Here is a 17,711-nt window from a genome sequence, read left to right on the forward strand (position 1 = left end):
CGCACTCCTGAAAAATCTAATATAAATTCAAATAAAACCACGCAATATGGCAATTACCATATGCAGGAAATCAAGGGATTGAATTTAGATTTGTGGTGGTGCGCGCGGGGTGGGAAGCCGGCGTTTAAGCGGCTGGAGAGTGACTAAACTTAACGGAAAAAACTGCCCTGAAACGGGCATTAAGGCAAGTGGAAAACACAGGAAAAATAGCACCAGTAAACTTGTGCTAACGAGCAACGTTGAGTTGATATCCTGTTTGATGCCAGATGCGACTGATATGGTATGTGCGGCATGCGGTTCAGCAGATAAAAGATTGCTTTCTGCATGAACTAAACTGATTACTTTTTCTTCATGCGCATCGCCTACATGAAAACCGGTATTTTGAATGGGATGCTCTGTATCTAAATGCGCGTGAATAAAAGGCGACAAGACTTGTAGCAGTGCAAAACACACTACCATAAAATAAACAAGAAAATTAGCTTTGACGCGCAACATGCCTTAAATATAGCATTTATTCAGGTTTTCTGTAATACATAGCGACTTACTCCCGTTATTAAACTTCAAGTTTTAAACTCAAATCTTAATCAAACTACAGTCTGGATTAGGTGCATTTTTACGCTTTCTTTACACGTAACCCCGTAGTTCTTACGACATTTTTATCTGCATCCGCCTAACATTACATATCTCTTAATTCGCAATAGTGAGATTAAGAATGTTAATTTAAATGTTGATTATGGATATCTTGGGTGTTGGCTGGATATTGGTTTATCTGGCGGTGTGTATTTTGATGGCTTGTGTCCTTGTCAATTTGGAAGGTAAAAAATGAACGTGATGCTGTGGTTAAGTGGCGCGCTTGCGCTATTTATATTGGTTTATTTATTTTATGTATTAATTAAACCGGAGAATTTTTGATGTTATCGAATGCTGGATTTTTTTCTAATGCCATCGTCCAAGTGGGTTTGTACCTCACGGTTTTACTGCTTATTACTAAGCCGATGGGTATTTGGATTTACAAGGTTATGCATGGTGAATCGGCTATCGCGAATAAAGTTGGAGGCCCAATTGAGCGGCTTATTTACCGTGGTTTGGGCGTTAAGCCTGAGCAGGAAATGCACTGGAAGCATTATGCAGTCGCATTAATGCTATTCAACATTATTGGCATTGCATTTGTATATTTGTTACAACGCTTGCAGTTTTCATTGCCGCTTAACCCACAACAATTTGCAAATGTGAGTGTTGATTCCGCATTTAATACTGCGGTTAGTTTTGTGACCAATACCAATTGGCAAGGTTACGCAGGCGAATCGACCATGAGCTATCTCACACAAATGTTAGCGCTTACAGTGCAAAATTTTCTGTCAGCGGCAACTGGGTTGGCAGTAGTGATTGCATTGATTCGTGGTTTCGCGCGCCATAGCGCAAAAACCATCGGTAATTTTTGGGTGGATATCACGCGTTCCACTTTGTACATTTTGCTACCGTTATCGTTTATTCTCGCGATCTTTTTGATGGGCCAAGGGGTGATTCAAAACTTTGACGCATACAAACAAGTGACGACTTTACAGCCAACCAGCTACTCAATCACTGATGCAGCAGGTGAACTCGCTACGCAAACCACAAGCACGCAAACCCTTGCAATGGGGCCAGTGGCTTCGCAAGAAGCAATTAAAATGCTGGGAACAAATGGTGGTGGTTTTTTCAACGCCAACTCTGCACATCCGTTTGAAAACCCAACGCCACTTTCTAACTTGTTACAAATGCTGGCTATTTTCTTAATTCCAGCCGGGCTGTGCTTTACGTTTGGCTTAATGGTGGGTGATAAAAGACAAGGTTGGGCAGTATTTTCCGCCATGGCGATGGTATTTGTGGTGATGGTGGGTGTGGTGGTTTGGGCAGAACAAGCAGGTAATCCAGCGCTGGCAAATAGCGGTGCTAATCAATCGTTCATAGACCAATCAAGCATTGCTTCACCATCAGGCATGGAATTGCAATCTGGCGGCAATATGGAAGGCAAAGAAACACGTTTTGGTATTGTTGCCTCTAGTTTATTTGCCACCGTTACCACTGCGGCTTCTTGTGGTGCGGTTAATGCCATGCACGATTCATTTACGCCAATTGGCGGCATGGTGCCAATGTGGTTAATGCAGTTGGGTGAGGTGATTTTTGGCGGCGTGGGTTCCGGGCTTTATACCATGCTGATCTATGCAGTCTTGGCCGTGTTTATTGCGGGTTTAATGATTGGTCGTACGCCAGAATATCTAGGTAAAAAGATAGAGATATTCGACATGAAAATGACGGCGATTATTATATTAGCCACACCATTGCTAGTGTTAATCGGCACTGCCGTTGCAGTAAGCGTTGCTTCTGGCACCGTCGGCATTGCAAACCCCGGCGCGCATGGCTTTAGCGAGATTTTATATGCGCTGTCATCCACTGCTAACAATAACGGTAGTGCATTTGCGGGTTTATCTGCCAATACGCCTTTCTACAACACTTTATTGGCAATTGCGATGTTTGTAGGCCGTTTCGGCATCATTCTGGCAGTGTTGGCAATTGCAGGTTCTATGGCGGCTAAAAAGCGTATCCCAGTGAGCTTAGGCACTATGCCTACGCATGGTCCACTATTTGTCACCTTGTTGATTGGCGCAGTGATACTGGTAGGTGCGCTGACTTATATCCCTGCGTTGGCGCTTGGCCCTATCGTTGAGCAGTTGCTCATGACTGCTGTTAATTAATTGCTGAATATTAGGAAAAATGATGTCAAGTTCAAGTACTAAAGATTTAAGTATGAAATCTATGTTTGATCCAGCATTAGTCAAACCAGCTATTGCGGATTCGTTTAAAAAATTGGCGCCGCAGACACAATGGCGCAACCCAGTGATGTTTGTGGTGTATTTGGGTAGCATATTAACCACACTAATATTGCTGCAGGCTTTATTTAGTCGTGCAGATGTGCCAACCGGCTTTATTGCGCTAGTGGCTATATGGCTTTGGTTTACTGTGCTGTTTGCCAACTTTGCCGAGGCGATGGCGGAAGGGCGCAGTAAAGCACAAGCTGCTTCCTTACGCAGCGCCAAGAAAAACGTAGTTGCTAAAAAGTTGGCAACAGCAGCACGTGACTCTACGGTGACACTTACCGATAGTAGCAGCTTGCGCAAAGGCGATATTTTACTGATAGAAGCTGGCGATATGATTCCTGCCGACGGTGAAGTGATTGATGGTATTGCTTCAGTGAATGAGGCGGCGATTACTGGGGAGTCTGCGCCAGTGATTCGTGAATCTGGCGGTGACTTCAGTGCTGTAACAGGTGGTACGCAAGTATTATCCGATTGGATAGTGGTACGCGTAGCGGTGAACCCAGGAGAAGCGTTTTTAGACCGCATGATTGCCATGGTGGAAGGTGCAAAACGCCAAAAAACACCGAATGAAATCGCGCTAACTATCCTATTAGTTGCATTAACCATTGTGTTTTTACTGGTGACCGTGACTTTATTGCCGTTTTCAACCTTTGGCGTAACAGCTTCAGGTGGCGCAGGTTCGCCGCCCAGTATTACCGTGCTGGTTTCACTGTTGGTCTGTTTAATTCCCACCACTATTGCAGGTTTGTTATCTGCTATTGGCGTAGCAGGTATGAGCCGCATGATGCAAGCCAATGTGATTGCGACTTCTGGCCGCGCAGTAGAAGCGGCGGGCGATGTTAACGTATTGCTATTAGATAAAACAGGCACCATTACCTTGGGCAATCGCCAAGCTTCTGTGTTTATTCCGGCAGAAGACGTAACGGAGCAAGCGTTAGCAGATGCGGCGCAATTGGCATCGCTTACCGATGAAACGCCAGAAGGTCGTAGCATTGTGGTGCTGGCAAAAAATCGCTTTAACATTCGTGAACGGGATATCGCATCGCTTCATGCCAAGTTTATTACGTTTACCGCGCAAACCAGAATGAGCGGGGTGGACTTGCAAGATGCAGGCGGACTGGATTCCAATAAGAAAGTCCGCCAAATTCGTAAAGGTGCTGCCAGTGCGATTAAGTTGCATATTGAAACTTTAGGTGGTGTATTTTCAGCTGAAATGAGCCAAAAAGTAGATGAAGTAGCGCGTCGCGGCAGTACGCCGTTAGTCGTTTCAGATGGTGACAAAGTGCTGGGTGTGGTTGAGCTTAAAGATATTGTAAAAGGCGGCATTAAAGAACGCTTTGCCGAGTTACGTCGCATGGGTATCACAACCATTATGATTACCGGCGATAACCACTTAACTGCCGCTGCGATTGCCGCCGAAGCTGGTGTGGACGACTTTTTAGCAGAAGCCACGCCTGAGGCGAAACTAAAGCTGATTCGCGAACATCAAGCGGAAGGCAAGTTGGTTGCCATGACAGGTGACGGCACCAACGACGCGCCAGCCTTAGCACAAGCTGACGTTGCCGTTGCCATGAATACCGGAACGCAGGCAGCCAAAGAAGCGGGCAATATGGTGGATTTGGATTCAAACCCGACCAAGCTGATTGAAATAGTGGAGATTGGTAAACAAATGCTAATGACGCGCGGCTCTCTCACCACATTCAGTATCGCTAATGATGTGGCCAAATATTTTGCGATTATCCCCGCCGCATTTGCCAGCACTTATCCCGCGTTAAATAGCTTAAATATCATGCAATTAGCCAGCCCCAATTCGGCCATTCTTTCTGCAGTGATATTCAATGCGCTGATTATTATCGTATTAATACCATTGGCCTTAAAGGGCGTGGCTTACAAAGCCGTTGGTGCACAACAGTTATTACGTAGAAACTTATTGATTTACGGGCTTGGCGGTTTGATAGTGCCGTTTATCGGCATCAAGGCAATTGATTTGGTGCTGACTTCAGTTGGTTTTGCCTAATTTTAATTATATAAAAAGGATTCATCATGGAAAATAGTTTAAAAAATATAACGTTACAAAGTTTAAGGCCGGCCTTGGGTTTATTTGTGATACTGAGCATTATTACAGGTATCGTTTATCCATTACTCACTACAGCATTAGGCCAATCGTTCATGCCTGCGCAAGCCAATGGCTCACTGATTACGCAAGGAGATAAAGTCATAGGCTCAAGCTTAATTGGCCAAAACTTTACTGAAGCCAAATACTTTTGGGGTCGCCCGTCTGCTACTGGGCCATATCCCAACAATGCTGCGGCTTCATCTGGCTCAAATCAAGGGCCGTTAAACCCTGCATTAGCAGAAGCTGTTAAAAACAGGGTTGCTGCGTTAAAAGCGGCAGATTCAGATAATACATTACCGATCCCTATCGATTTAGTCACCGCTTCTGCCAGTGGGTTAGATCCTGAAATTAGTCCTGCAGCAGCAAATTATCAGGTGAGCAGGGTAGTCAAAGCCAGAGAGTTAACAGTGGAAACCGTGCAAAAATTAATCGCAGAAAATACCAAGGGTCGCCAATGGGGTGTGTTTGGTGAGCCTCGTGTGAATGTATTGCAGTTGAATATTGCATTGGACAAATTGACTGTTATTCAGCCATAGTAAGCAATAACGTTTTTAGCAAATTTAATTAAACATTAGAATCAAACCTACTATAAGACACAGGCATGGCCGAATCAGAATCCAATGTAGAGTTTCGCCCCAATCCAGATCAGCTTCTGCAAAAGATTAATCAAGAAGCTGAAAAAGAAAAACGCGGCTGTTTAAAGATTTTCTTTGGCGCGTGTGCGGGGGTGGGTAAAACATTCGCCATGCTCAATGCTGCGCACCATTTGCAATCAAAAAGCCAGCAATCACAACAGTTAGACGTACTTGTTGGTATTGTCGAAACGCATGGTCGCGCTGGCACAGCTGCGCAACTGTTAGGTTTAACAGTGTTGCCGTTAAAAACGTTTCATTATCGTGAGCGTGAGCTAAAAGAGTTTGATTTAGATGCCGCATTAGTGCGCAAACCTGATTTGATCTTGGTGGATGAACTAGCGCACTCTAATGTGGAAGGTTCGCGCCACCCCAAGCGCTGGCAAGATGTTGAAGAGTTATTAGCCGCAGGTATCGACGTATTTACCACGCTGAATGTACAACATCTGGAAAGTCTTAACGATATTGTTGGCCAGATTACGGGTATTCGCGTCACGGAAACCCTGCCAGATAAAGTGTTTGCTGATGCAGATGAAGTCACATTGGTGGATTTGCCAGCAGATGAATTATTACAGCGATTGCAAGATGGCAAAGTGTATCAATCGCAGCAGGCGGAACGCGCAAGCAAAAGTTTTTTTCGCAAAGGTAATTTAATTGCACTGCGTGAAATGGCACTTAGATGTACGGCGGACCGTGTGGATTCACAGATGCGCGAATATCGCAGCAATTCGTCCATTCAACAAGTATGGCAAGCGAAGGATAGGCTGTTAGTTTGTGTTGGTACAGGCGTAGAAGCTGAAAGGTTAGTCAGAGTGGCGGCTAGGCTGGCGCAAAGTTTAAAGTCTGATTGGCTGGCCGTGTATGTAGAAACGCCTAAACTACAGCGATTATCGAACACCGCGCGCGATACGATTCTGAAGACATTAAAACTAGCCGAAACTTTAGGCGCAGAAACGGCTACATTGAGCGGCACCAAAGTGGCTAATGTTGTGCTGAACTATGCTCGCAGTCGGAATGTGTCTAAGCTGGTTGTAGGTAAGTCCACACGCTCTGCTTTTGCGCGTTTAATCATGCCTGGCGTCATTGACGACTTAACGAATCAGGCGACTGATATTGATATCCACGTGGTTTCGCGTGAAAAAACGCTTGGCGAAAAAGATGCACATACCTTAGATATTAAGCGCAATAACCAGCATAACGATTACCAAAATCATGCGCATAGCGAATCAACCCTAAAAGGTTACTATTGGGCGGCAGCGGTATGTGCAGGCACATCAATATTGGTGGCATTGATTCTGCCTTATTTTGAGCTGGCGAATGTGGTGATGGTGTTTTTGCTTGGCGTCATTCTTATTTCATCCAAATTTGGCAGAGGGCCGGGCATTTTTTCATCGCTGATTAGCGTTGCCAGTTTTGATTTCTTTTTTGTCTCGCCAAAATTTTCTTTTTCAGTATCCGATACTCAGTATTTACTGACTTTTGGCGTGATGTTTGTGGTGGCTTTGGTGGTTAGCAATTTGACGGCTAATCTGCGCTATCAAGCGGTGATTGCGATGCGTCGTGAAAAACGCAGCCGTGCTTTGTATGATTTAGGCAAGTCGTTGGCATCATCACTCACTGCAGAGCATATCATTGAAATCAGCACGCATCATTTAACTGGTATTTTCCAATCTAAAATAGCGATATTGCTGCCAGATAATCATGAGAAAATCACACAGCCAATTTCAAATCATGTGCAGCATAGCGATGCGGACAGCAATAGTTTACACGTTGATTTAGGAATTGCTCAGTGGGTGTACGACAATCAACAGCAGGCTGGTTACGGCACCAACACCTTGCCATCATCCGCTATTTTATATATCCCCTTGCAAGCACCCATGCGCACAAGAGGCGTGCTGGCAATCATGCCTAACCATGAAGAAGGTTTAATGGCAAAATCCAGGCGCATGATTTTTCTGCCAGAGCAACGGCAGTTGTTAGATACATTCGCTTCACAAATTGCCATTGCGATAGAGCGTGTACATTATGTGGATATCGCGCAAAATGCATTGGTTTCGATGGAATCTGAACGCTTAAGGAACTCCGTATTAAGTGCAATATCACATGATTTAAATACGCCATTAACCACGATTGTGGCAACCGCTGGTTTGCTTAAACAGCAATTAAATACGCCGCTAAGCCATAACTTAACAGACCATAAAAAACAGGAAGACGAGCGAAACGAATACGTTGATATGCTGTATGAGCAATCAATACGCATGAAGAGTCTGGTCGTTAACTTGCTTGATATGGCGAGATTACAATCTGGAAAAGTTCAGCTCAATAAACAATGGCAAACGTTAGAGGAAGTAGTCGGTACGGCCTTGCGCACCATGAAGCAACCGCTGGAAAAACACCCTATTGTGATTGATCTAACCAATACGTCTACCGGCGATTTACCATTAATACAGTTCGATGCGGTGTTAATCGATCGCGTATTGTGTAATTTACTGGATAACGCTGCCAAATACGCATCAGAAGGCAGTAAAATCATTATTAGCGCCAGAACAACACATCAAGACGTGCTGGTCTCGATTTCAGACGAAGGTCCTGGCTTACCAGGGAGTTTGGAAGATCAGATATTTGAGAAATTTACACGTGGAGAAAAAGAGTCTACCAAAGCAGGTGTTGGGCTTGGCTTGTCAATTTGCAAGGCGATTATTGAGGCGCACGGTGGAAAAATTGGCGCGCGTAACAAGTTAACTTCTAATGGAAATGACCATTCTAAAACACATATAACTGGCGCAATTTTTACATTCACTTTACCGCTGGGTACGCCGCCTAGCTTGCCTGATGAAGATTCATTATCGTAATGGCTAACTATTTGGCAAACATTGTACTGATAGAAGACGAACAGCAAATTCGACGTTTTGTAACAACTGCGCTTGAGATTGAAAATTTTCAGGTTTTTAGCGCAGAAACTGGTAAGCAAGGTTTGATTGAAATTGGTACCAGAAAACCAGATGCGGTTATTTTAGACTTAGGCTTGCCCGATATTGATGGTTTAGAAGTGATTCGCGAAGTTAGAACCTGGAGCAACATTCCTATTATTGTGCTTTCTGCCAGAACACAAGAAGCCGAGAAAGTGGCTGCATTAGATGCTGGCGCGGATGACTTTCTATCTAAACCATTTGGCACGCCTGAATTATTAGCTAGAGTTCGCGCACAATTGCGCCGCAGAAGCATGTTAAATGAAACGAGCAGTGAAGGCGTTTATGCGTTTGGCGACATCAGTATTGATTTTCCGAAACGATTGATTTCAAAAGCTGGTGCGCCAGTGCATTTAACGCCAATTGAATTTAGGCTATTTACTGAACTGGTTAAAAATGCCGGCAGGGTTGTCACCCAAAGGCAACTACTGAAAGAAGTTTGGGGTCCAGCCTATGTGGATAATGAACATTACCTCAGGATATACATGAGTCATCTGCGTCAAAAACTAGAAAATGATCCCGCGCAGCCAGAACATTTAATCACCGAAATAGGTGTGGGGTTTAGGTTTATATAGCGCTTGAATATTTGCAGCAAATAATTGTTAAGTTACGATGAGTACTTATTCGTTTTGCCCATCTATCTCAGTTGCTGCTTTATCTGGGCCATTATCTGGTAAAACGTTATCAGCTGGCGTGCTATTTTGTTGCATCATCAATAAGCGACTTTGTGGCGTTTCTAAACTAACGCGGCCAATTGCGCCGCTACGATAATCAGTTAAAAATGCTACTGCGGTTTTTTCCATATCCCACAAACCATCATGACGCTTGTAACTACGGCGTTTGGCAATCGCCTCTAATAAATCGACGCCATCAATTTGCGATACATCGATTTTCATCGCATCCAGCTTGTAGCGCGCATTGATTAAATCGGGATAAGTTTGCAATAAATTATCCGCCAGAAAAGTCGCCACATCTTCATCAATCACCGCGTTGCGACCAATCGCATGGCTGGCAGCCAGCATATAGCCATCTGATTCATATGCGATTTTCGGCCACATCATGCCTGGCGTGTCCGTAATGCTAAAAGTAGCATCCAACTCAAACCGCTGTTGGCTCTTGGTTACAGCAGGCTCATCGCCAACTTTGGCCACACGGCGATTCAGCAGTGCGTTCATCAAAGTCGATTTTCCCACGTTAGGAATACCCATGATTAATGCGCGCAGAGGCTTTAAATGTGTGCCGCGATGCGGAGTTAATTTACGACAAACAGCGGGTATTTTTTTTGCGTCACCGGCTTTTTTACAGCTTAAGGCGACAGCTTTAGTGTTGGGTAAACTATTGAAGTAATTCAACCAAGCTTCTGTGGCTTTCGGGTCAGCTAAATCGGCTTTGTTTAAAATTTTAAGATTGGGGCGTTGGCGAAACAAACGCATTTCGTTAATGACAGGATTGTGGCTGGCTTCCGGCACGCGCGCGTCCAACACTTCAATCACCATATCGGTGAATTCCATGGTTTCTTCCGCTTTTTTGCGGGCTTGGGTCATGTGGCCCGGGTACCATTGAATTGCCATTTTGTCTCCTGATTAACGCTGGCGTTGTTGCCTGCGCCTTGCCGTACTGATTACACTGAATTTTGCCTAGATTTTTTAATTTTGATAGGCATTAAAGTAGTGTTGCGAGTTGAGTAATCATGAATTTTATCATTTGGCGCGAAAAATACAGGATTTATCTGTGCAGGGGCATGCTTGATTCATTAATCACAAACAAAACTAAATATGATTGATTTAAACCAATTGCATTAAAATATCAGCATGCAAACCCCTGATAATTTAAAATCGCTAGACTTAAAATCACTAGTTCAGCCGAATCAATCTATTACGCTACTAAAGGCGCTGCACATTCTTACCGTTGATGGCAAGCTGAATCAAGATAGTCGCCGCAAATTGAAGCAGGTGACGCACTTAATCAATTTTATTGCGCCATTATTAAATGAAATATTGGTCAGCAATGCTAATCCCACCATTGTTGACCACGGTGCCGGAAAATCCTACTTGGGATTTATTTTGTATGATTTATTGTTAAAACAGCATGCGGCAGGGCGAGTGATTGGTATAGAAACTCGTGCCGATTTGGTTGAGAAATCCAAAGTGCTGGCGCTTGATTGTGGGTTTGATCGCATGGATTTTCAGCATTTAAGTGTAGAGCAATCCATTACCTCGCAAGCATTACCAGATACGGTGGATATTGTGACAGCGCTGCATGCTTGCAATACCGCAACCGATGACGCGATTAAGTTTGGCCTGAAAAAACGGGCTAAATATATGGTGCTAGTGCCGTGCTGTCAGGCCGAAGTGGCCGAGGTTTTACGCAAACATAAAAATGAAAGTTTCGGTAAAACGCCGTTAAGTGAAATCTGGCGACATCCGATTCATACGCGTGAGTTTGGTAGCCAAATCACTAATGTATTACGTTGCTTGCAACTGGAAGCAGCGGGTTATCAAGTCACCGTGACTGAACTGGTGGGTTGGGAACACTCCATGAAAAATGAGCTAATTATTGCTAAATACACAGGTCAGAAACGCAAAAATGCTCTCGAGCGATTAACGGCAATTTTAAACGAGTTTAATTTGCAGGATTTACAGCCGCGCTTTCTGGCTTAACGCGCATTAAATCATTCAGTTTTCATATGCATTTAAGCCGTTATTTACTATTAATTGCGTTGATATTCACGCAACTGTTTTCTATACAGGTCCTTGCTCAAGAGCCGCCTCAGTTACTATTGGCACAAACTTATCAGCAAGGTATTGATGTTAAACAATATTTAATCAGCGAAAAATATGATGGTGTGCGTGCTTTTTGGGATGGTGAACAACTGATAACTCGCCAAGGCAATCCAATTAACGCACCGGGCTGGTTTACCAAGAACTTACCCAAAATACCGTTGGATGGCGAGTTGTGGTGGGCGAGAGGGAGATTTGATGATCTTTCTGGCGCAGTGCGAAAAGATAAACCAGTCGAAGCTGAGTGGAAAAATATCAGCTATCAGATTTTTGAGTTGCCAAACGCCAAAGGTACGTTTGAAGCACGTGCCAGACGCATTGTCGAAATCGTCAAACAAGCCAATCTGCCGCACCTGAAAGCCGTTGCACAGTTTCGCATTAGCGATGAAGCGGCGTTAAATAGTCGCTTAAAACAGGTAGTGAAAAGCGGTGGTGAAGGTTTGATGCTACATCGTGCTGATGCAATCTACACAACAGGCCGTAGCGACGTATTGCTTAAATTAAAACCTTTATTCGATGCTGAAGCAAAAGTCATTGCCCATACTGTGGGCAAAGGCCAATACGCCGGAAAATTGGGCGCATTGGTGGTAGAAACGCCACAAGGAGTTCGCTTTAAACTTGGCACAGGTTTTAGTGATGTGCAACGTAATCATCCTCCTAAGATTGGCAGTGTTGTCACTTACACGTATAAAGATATGACTAAAAATGGCAAGCCGAAATTCGCCAGTTTTTTAAGAGTGAGAAATGAATAAAAAAGTCGTAATATCAAGCGAGTACAAAAATATTGCTTTTAATTAAGCATTAAGTACCCATATAAACACTAACCAACCCAATAAAATTGAAATAGCAGCCAATGTTAGCCTCTTGTAAAAATGGCTTGACGCTGCCATGTTAAAATACCCGCCGCATGACGATAACTGTTAATCCCAGCACGACTAATCAACAATTGCAAATCTGCATGCTGGCAGACAGGCACGCGTTACGCCGAAAACTGCGCGATGCGGAGGGTTTGCTCAAGTTAAAAGATGAGAAGTCTGCGCTAAAAGCCCAGCGTTTGCAGGCGGAAGTCGCGCAGAAGTTACGCACTTCGCAAGCTAAATATGCGGCGCGATTAGCCAATTTACCCAAGCCTGAATATTCGCTTGAATTGCCGGTTTCATCACGTCGCGATGAAATTGCTGCAGCGATTAAAAACAATCAAGTGGTGATTGTGTGCGGTGAAACAGGCTCTGGTAAAACCACACAGTTGCCTAAAATCTGCCTGGAACTTGGGCGTGGCGTTGCTGGCTTGATTGGTCATACGCAACCGCGGCGTATTGCGGCGCGTTCGGTGGCATCGCGCATCGCACAAGAACTGCAAAGTCCGCTGGGCGAAGTGGTTGGCTACAAAGTGCGCTTTAACGACAAACTTTCAGAGTCCAGTTACATCAAGTTGATGACGGATGGTATTTTGTTGGCTGAAACGCAGGGCGACAGATTTCTTAACGCTTACGACACCATCATTATTGATGAGGCGCATGAGCGCAGCTTGAATATTGATTTTCTGCTGGGCTATCTCAAACAGTTATTACCAAAACGCCCCGATCTAAAAGTCATCGTCACTTCTGCCACAATCGATGCCGATAGATTTTCGCAGCATTTTTCAGCGCAAACCAGTGTTGGAGTTATAAAAGCTGCACCAGTGATTGAGGTTTCTGGGCGGACTTATCCAGTTGAGATTCGTTATAGGCCACTTGGTAAAGCAGGTTTTCGCACGAAAGAAATCGCGGCAGATAACGCATTTGATTTAGATGATGAAGCCGAGTTTGCAAATGAAAGCCTGTTGGGCATTCCACGCAAAGCCAAAACAGAAGCACGCTGGCTTGAGGAAGACGATGAAGAAGAGGCGATTGAAGAAGCGATTTTAGATGCTGCCGATGATTTATTGCGACAAGGCGACGGCGATATTCTGGTGTTTTTGCCAGGTGAGCGTGAGATTCGCGATACTGCAGAGCATTTACGCAAATACCAAGGCCGTTCAGCCAAGCTAAAACATATTGAAGTTTTGCCTTTATTTGCACGCTTAAGTATTGAAAATCAGCAAAAAATATTTAAAAGCCATAGTTCACGCAGAATTGTATTGGCGACTAACGTGGCAGAAACTTCACTCACCGTGCCAGGTATTAAATATGTGATTGACGCAGGATTGGCGCGGGTAAGCCGTTATAGCTCGCGTGCAAAAGTAGAGCAGTTGCAAATAGAAAAGATTAGCCAGGCGGCAGCGAAACAACGTGCAGGACGCTGCGGTCGCGTTTCTAATGGTATTTGTGTGCGTTTGTATTCTGAGCAGGATTTTGATGGACGATCTGAGTTTACTGAACCAGAAATTCTGCGCAGTTCACTTGCCAGTGTTATTTTGCGCATGGCAGCGCTACGGCTTGGTGATGTAGTTGATTTTCCGTTTATTGAAGCGCCAAGTTCCAGATTGATTGCCGATGGTTATCAACTTTTACAAGAGTTGGGTGCAGTGGATGTGCGCCGCCAAATTACCGAAACAGGTTTGCAGCTTGCCAAGTTGCCGCTAGATCCGCGCGTAGGGCGCATGATTCTGGCGGCCAAGCGTGAAGGCTGCCTGAACGAGATTTTGATTATCGCCAGTGTGTTAAGTATTCAAGATCCGCGCGAACGACCGATGGATAAACGCGAAGCGGCAGATAATGCGCATGCCAAATTTGCCGGTGAAGGTTCAGATTTCATGAGCTATCTCAAGCTGTGGGATTTCTTTGATAATGCACTGAAAACTAAAAAATCCAATAAAGATTTGCTGAATCAATGCCACACCAATTTCTTATCGTTTCTACGCTTAAAAGAATGGCGCGAACTGCACGCCCAAATCAAGCAGATTACTGACGAAATGGATTTTAAGCTTAATGAAAAAGAAGCTAACTATGAGCAGATTCATAAAGCTTTATTAGCAGGTTTGTTAGGCAATATTGGCTTTAAAGATGGCGATAATGACGCATATTCAGGCGCTCGTGGCATTCGTTTTCATGTGGCACCGGGTTCTACACTTAAAAAAACGCGGCCGAAATGGGTGATTGCGGCTGAGTTGGTGGATACAACCAAGCTATACGCGCGCTGTGTAGCGAAAATAGAGCCCGATTGGATTGAGCCGCTTGCACGCACATTAACCGAAAGCCAATATACCGACCCGCGCTGGGATAGAAAAATGGGCATGGTAAACGCTTGGGAACGCGTTTCTTTGTATGGTTTAACTATTATTCCTAAACGCCGTGTGCATTACGGGCCGATTAACCCTGCTGAATCACGTGAAATATTCATTCGTGAAGCTTTGGCAAATGGTGAGTTCGATACGCGTGCTGCATTCTTTATCGCGAATGAGCGCTTGATTGCCGAGGTTGAGGAGCTGGAACACAAGGCGCGTCGTCAGGATGTGCTGGTGGATGAGCATAAGTTATTTGCTTTTTATGATGCAAAAATTCCTGCTGATATTTTTCAGGCCGCTACTTTTGAAAAGTGGCGTGAAGGCGCAGAGAAACTTAATCCCAAGTTGCTGTATTTAACGCGTGATGACCTGATGCGTCATGGTGCCGATGCGATTACCGCAGTGCAGTTTCCTGAAAAAATCACTTTGGATGGTGTGGAAGTGAGCCTTAAATATCGCTTTGAGCCGAGCCATGTACTGGATGGTGTGACTGCAACGATTCCGTTAGCGCTATTGAACCAGCTAAATCCAACGCAAACTGAATGGTTAGTGCCGGGCATGTTGCGCGAAAAGCTTACTTATTTGATTAAAGCTTTGCCGAAAACCTTTCGTCGCGTATGTGTGCCTGTGCCGGAGTTTGTGACGAATTTTTTAGATAAACATCAAGTGGGAGAAGTACCGATCAAGCAAGCGCTTGCCGCGTATATTCAGCTTGTGACTACACTCAAAATTGGTATTGATGATTGGGTGGAAGAAACGCCAGCGCATCTGCTGATGAATTTTAGCGTGGTGGATGATGCCGGGCGCGAATTGGCGATGGGGCGTAATTGGAATGCGCTGAAAAAACAATTGGGCTCTGCCGCGCAATTAACTTTTAGAAATACGCTGCCCGATATTGAAAAAACAGGTTTGAAGCAGTGGGATTTTGGCGATTTACCCGAGAAATTATCTTTTGAGCGCGATGGGTTAAAGGTGACGGGGTATCCGGCATTGGAAGATAACACCGATAGTGTTGCAGTTAAGTTGTTTGATACAGAATATGCGGCACATGTAAATCACCGTAAAGGTGTTTGCAGGCTGATGCGTTTTGAGTTAAAAGAACAGGTTAAACAGTTAGAAAAAAGCCTGCCAAATTTTAACCAATATGCCCTTACTTTAAGAAATATCATGTCGCCCGAAGAGTTGCGTGAAGATATGGTGACTGCGATTGCCGACCGCGCCTTTATGGGTGAGGATGATTTGCCACGAACCAATGCGGAGTTTATGACGCTGAAACAACGCGCCCGCACACGTCTGCCAGCGGTGACGCAAGCGATTGCAAGGCAAGTGCAGGCAATCGCGACCGAATATCAGTTGTTGATTGCACAGCAAAGTAAGATGCCCGCAACGGTTAATCGATTAAAACGCGATGTAGAGCAGCAAGTGGGTTTGCTGGTGTATAAAAATTGTTTGTCACTCACGCCTTGGGAGTATTTGCAGCATGTGCCGCGCTACTTAAAAGCGTTAAGGCTAAGGATTGAAAAACAACCCGCCAACCCTGACCGAGATGGCAAAAATGCCGCCAGCGTTGGGTTAACATGGCAAAAATGGCAAGATAAGGTGAGCAGTTTGCAGCAAGCGCACCGTGAAGTGCCGCAAAACTTACAGGATTTTCGTTGGTTAATAGAAGAATTACGTGTTTCTTTGTTTGCACAAGAACTCAAAACGCCTATGCCTATCTCAGTTAAACGGTTAGATAAAATCTGGGCAGACATGAGCTTATAGTTTTGATGTTAAATAGTGAACATAGTTTTGATGCATTTTTAGAAAAGCCGCGTGGTGACCAGGTTTTTCGCATTCAATTTAGCCGTAACACGCTAATTGCGGTCATCATTTCCTTGCTGATCCATGCGCTAATCGCATTTTTTGCCTTACCAAAATTTGAACCAGATAAAGCAGAATCACCCGCGCGTGAATTAGAAGTCAGCCTGGCACCGCCGACACCAGAAAGAAAGGTGGCTGAGCTAACCCCAGAAACACCGGCAGTGCCTCCTGAAGTTGTTCCAGAACCAATCGTGAAGCCTAAACCAAAGGTCATCACACAGCAAATCAATAAACCAGCTAAAAAACCAGCGTTTAAAGTGCCGGATGTCTTGGCAACCAATAAACCTGCGCCGGAAAAAATCCCACCAAATTTGAGCATACCAAAAGAGTCTACTCAAACAGAAACGCCACCAGAAGATGCGCCTCCGGTGGATATGATGGCGTATGTGAATCAACAGCGGGCAAAGCGCGCCGCGCAAGAGTCGGATGCTGCCCGTCAAAATGCGGAAGCAACGGCGCGTGAACGTGGGCCAAGTGCCGAGCAAATCCGCGATGAAAAAATCAAGCAGAATTTCCAGACAGGCGTGAATGGTATTTTTGAAATTACTAATTTAGAAGCACGTAACGCGAGCTTTACTTTTAACGGCTGGACAAATAATTTTAGCAGCGCCAGACGTGAGTTTTTTGAAGTGCAAGCGAACCCAGGTCAGGATGTACGTTTGCTAATGATTAAGAAAATGATTAGCTTAATACGACGGCATTATCAGGGTGATTTTAATTGGGAGTCGCACCGCATGAATCGCACCATCGTGATGTCAGCAAGGCCTGAAGATAACGCTGGCTTGGAAGAGTTTATGATGTTGGAATTTTTCGGGCAGAATTACAAAACGGCGTTTTAAACTTAAATATCCAGTTAACTACACTTTTTAATTTTACTTAAGACTTAGCTAAGGCTTGGCTAGGCACTGTTCTGCAAGCATCCTGCCGACAGACCACATTGCTTCGTTACCTTTTCCTCTCAAGCTGTATTTACCATTGCTGTACATAAAGCCAGAAGCTACTATCTGCGCTGGTAATGTAATTAATGTTCCGTCGGCTAGCGTGACGTTTGCTACGAAATCTTTTACTTTATCCTGGTGCGCGGTATTTCTGTCAGCGCGTTCCTTTGTAAAGTCTCTATCCGTGAACGTGACACTTAGACTGGTTCCGCGATCACATTGATAATCAACAGTCTTTACAGGTGCAGGTTTCGTCGCACAGGCGCCAACTGTAATTATTGCAAATAATACAACGAGGATATGCTTTTTCTTATCTTGCATCATGTGAGTTCTTTTCATTTTTAGCTGGT

The 17,711-nt window shown here is 44.5% G+C and carries 13 protein-coding genes; 10 read left to right on the forward strand and 3 right to left on the reverse strand.

Features of this window, described 5'->3' with window-relative positions; translation table 11 throughout:
- Positions 1 to 84 precede the first annotated feature (84 nt).
- Positions 85 to 495, reverse strand: coding sequence for a hypothetical protein (locus tag K370_RS00320; protein WP_235272637.1), 411 nt, complete (start codon positions 493 to 495; stop codon positions 85 to 87).
- A gap of 336 nt (positions 496 to 831) precedes the next feature.
- Here K370_RS00320 and kdpF point away from each other — a divergent pair, with 336 nt between their 5' ends.
- From kdpF to kdpE, 6 genes are all read left to right on the forward strand, one after another.
- Complete coding sequence (gene kdpF / locus K370_RS11935; RefSeq protein WP_235272679.1) at positions 832 to 912, forward strand: K(+)-transporting ATPase subunit F; 81 nt, start codon at positions 832 to 834, stop codon at positions 910 to 912.
- Positions 912 to 2,735 carry a potassium-transporting ATPase subunit KdpA gene (gene kdpA, locus K370_RS00325; protein WP_047536765.1) on the forward strand — a complete coding sequence of 608 codons (1,824 nt, stop codon included), beginning with the start codon at positions 912 to 914 and terminating at the stop codon, positions 2,733 to 2,735. Before kdpF ends, kdpA begins: the two co-directional genes overlap by 1 nt.
- A gap of 22 nt (positions 2,736 to 2,757) precedes the next feature.
- The gene (gene kdpB / locus K370_RS00330; RefSeq protein WP_200883432.1) at positions 2,758 to 4,875 is read left to right on the forward strand and encodes a potassium-transporting ATPase subunit KdpB; all 2,118 of its coding nucleotides are present in this window, start codon (positions 2,758 to 2,760) and stop codon (positions 4,873 to 4,875) included.
- A 26-nt stretch (positions 4,876 to 4,901) separates the two neighbouring features.
- Positions 4,902 to 5,510 carry a potassium-transporting ATPase subunit KdpC gene (gene kdpC / locus K370_RS00335; RefSeq protein ID WP_047536768.1) on the forward strand — a complete coding sequence of 203 codons (609 nt, stop codon included), beginning with the start codon at positions 4,902 to 4,904 and terminating at the stop codon, positions 5,508 to 5,510.
- A gap of 65 nt (positions 5,511 to 5,575) precedes the next feature.
- Positions 5,576 to 8,458 (forward strand): DUF4118 domain-containing protein, encoded by a 2,883-nt coding sequence (locus K370_RS00340; RefSeq protein WP_047536770.1) that lies wholly within the window; start codon positions 5,576 to 5,578, stop codon positions 8,456 to 8,458.
- Positions 8,458 to 9,150, forward strand: a complete 693-nt coding sequence (kdpE, locus tag K370_RS00345) for a two-component system response regulator KdpE (protein WP_047536772.1) — start codon at positions 8,458 to 8,460, stop codon at positions 9,148 to 9,150. The genes K370_RS00340 and kdpE overlap by 1 nt, the downstream gene beginning before the upstream one ends.
- 45 nt (positions 9,151 to 9,195) lie before the next feature.
- Here the strand turns inward: kdpE and ylqF are convergent, their stop codons facing one another.
- Positions 9,196 to 10,146, reverse strand: a complete 951-nt coding sequence (ylqF, locus tag K370_RS00350; RefSeq protein WP_047536774.1) for a ribosome biogenesis GTPase YlqF — start codon at positions 10,144 to 10,146, stop codon at positions 9,196 to 9,198.
- 240 nt (positions 10,147 to 10,386) lie between these two features.
- On the opposite strand from ylqF, the gene K370_RS00355 reads away from it, so the two are divergent.
- The 4 genes from K370_RS00355 to K370_RS00370 all read left to right on the forward strand — a co-directional run bounded on the left by K370_RS00355 (position 10,387) and on the right by K370_RS00370 (position 17,262).
- Entirely contained in the window at positions 10,387 to 11,235 is an 849-nt protein-coding gene (locus K370_RS00355; RefSeq protein ID WP_047536776.1) for a class I SAM-dependent methyltransferase, read from the forward strand.
- A gap of 26 nt (positions 11,236 to 11,261) precedes the next feature.
- Entirely contained in the window at positions 11,262 to 12,107 is an 846-nt protein-coding gene (locus K370_RS00360; protein ID WP_081977125.1) for a DNA ligase, read from the forward strand.
- A gap of 155 nt (positions 12,108 to 12,262) precedes the next feature.
- Positions 12,263 to 16,324, forward strand: coding sequence for an ATP-dependent RNA helicase HrpA (hrpA, locus tag K370_RS00365; protein ID WP_419177386.1), 4,062 nt, complete (start codon positions 12,263 to 12,265; stop codon positions 16,322 to 16,324).
- A 5-nt stretch (positions 16,325 to 16,329) separates the two neighbouring features.
- Entirely contained in the window at positions 16,330 to 17,262 is a 933-nt protein-coding gene (locus K370_RS00370; RefSeq protein WP_047536781.1) for a hypothetical protein, read from the forward strand.
- A 48-nt stretch (positions 17,263 to 17,310) separates the two neighbouring features.
- On the opposite strand, the gene K370_RS00375 is transcribed toward K370_RS00370, so the two are convergent.
- A complete protein-coding gene (locus K370_RS00375; RefSeq protein WP_235272638.1) occupies positions 17,311 to 17,685 on the reverse strand; it encodes an MliC family protein in 375 nt (124 codons plus the stop codon).
- Positions 17,686 to 17,711: the final 26 nt, after the last annotated feature.

This window comes from Methylotenera versatilis 7 (assembly GCF_000799165.1).
Classification (GTDB): Bacteria; Pseudomonadota; Gammaproteobacteria; order Burkholderiales; family Methylophilaceae; genus Methylotenera_A; species Methylotenera_A versatilis_A.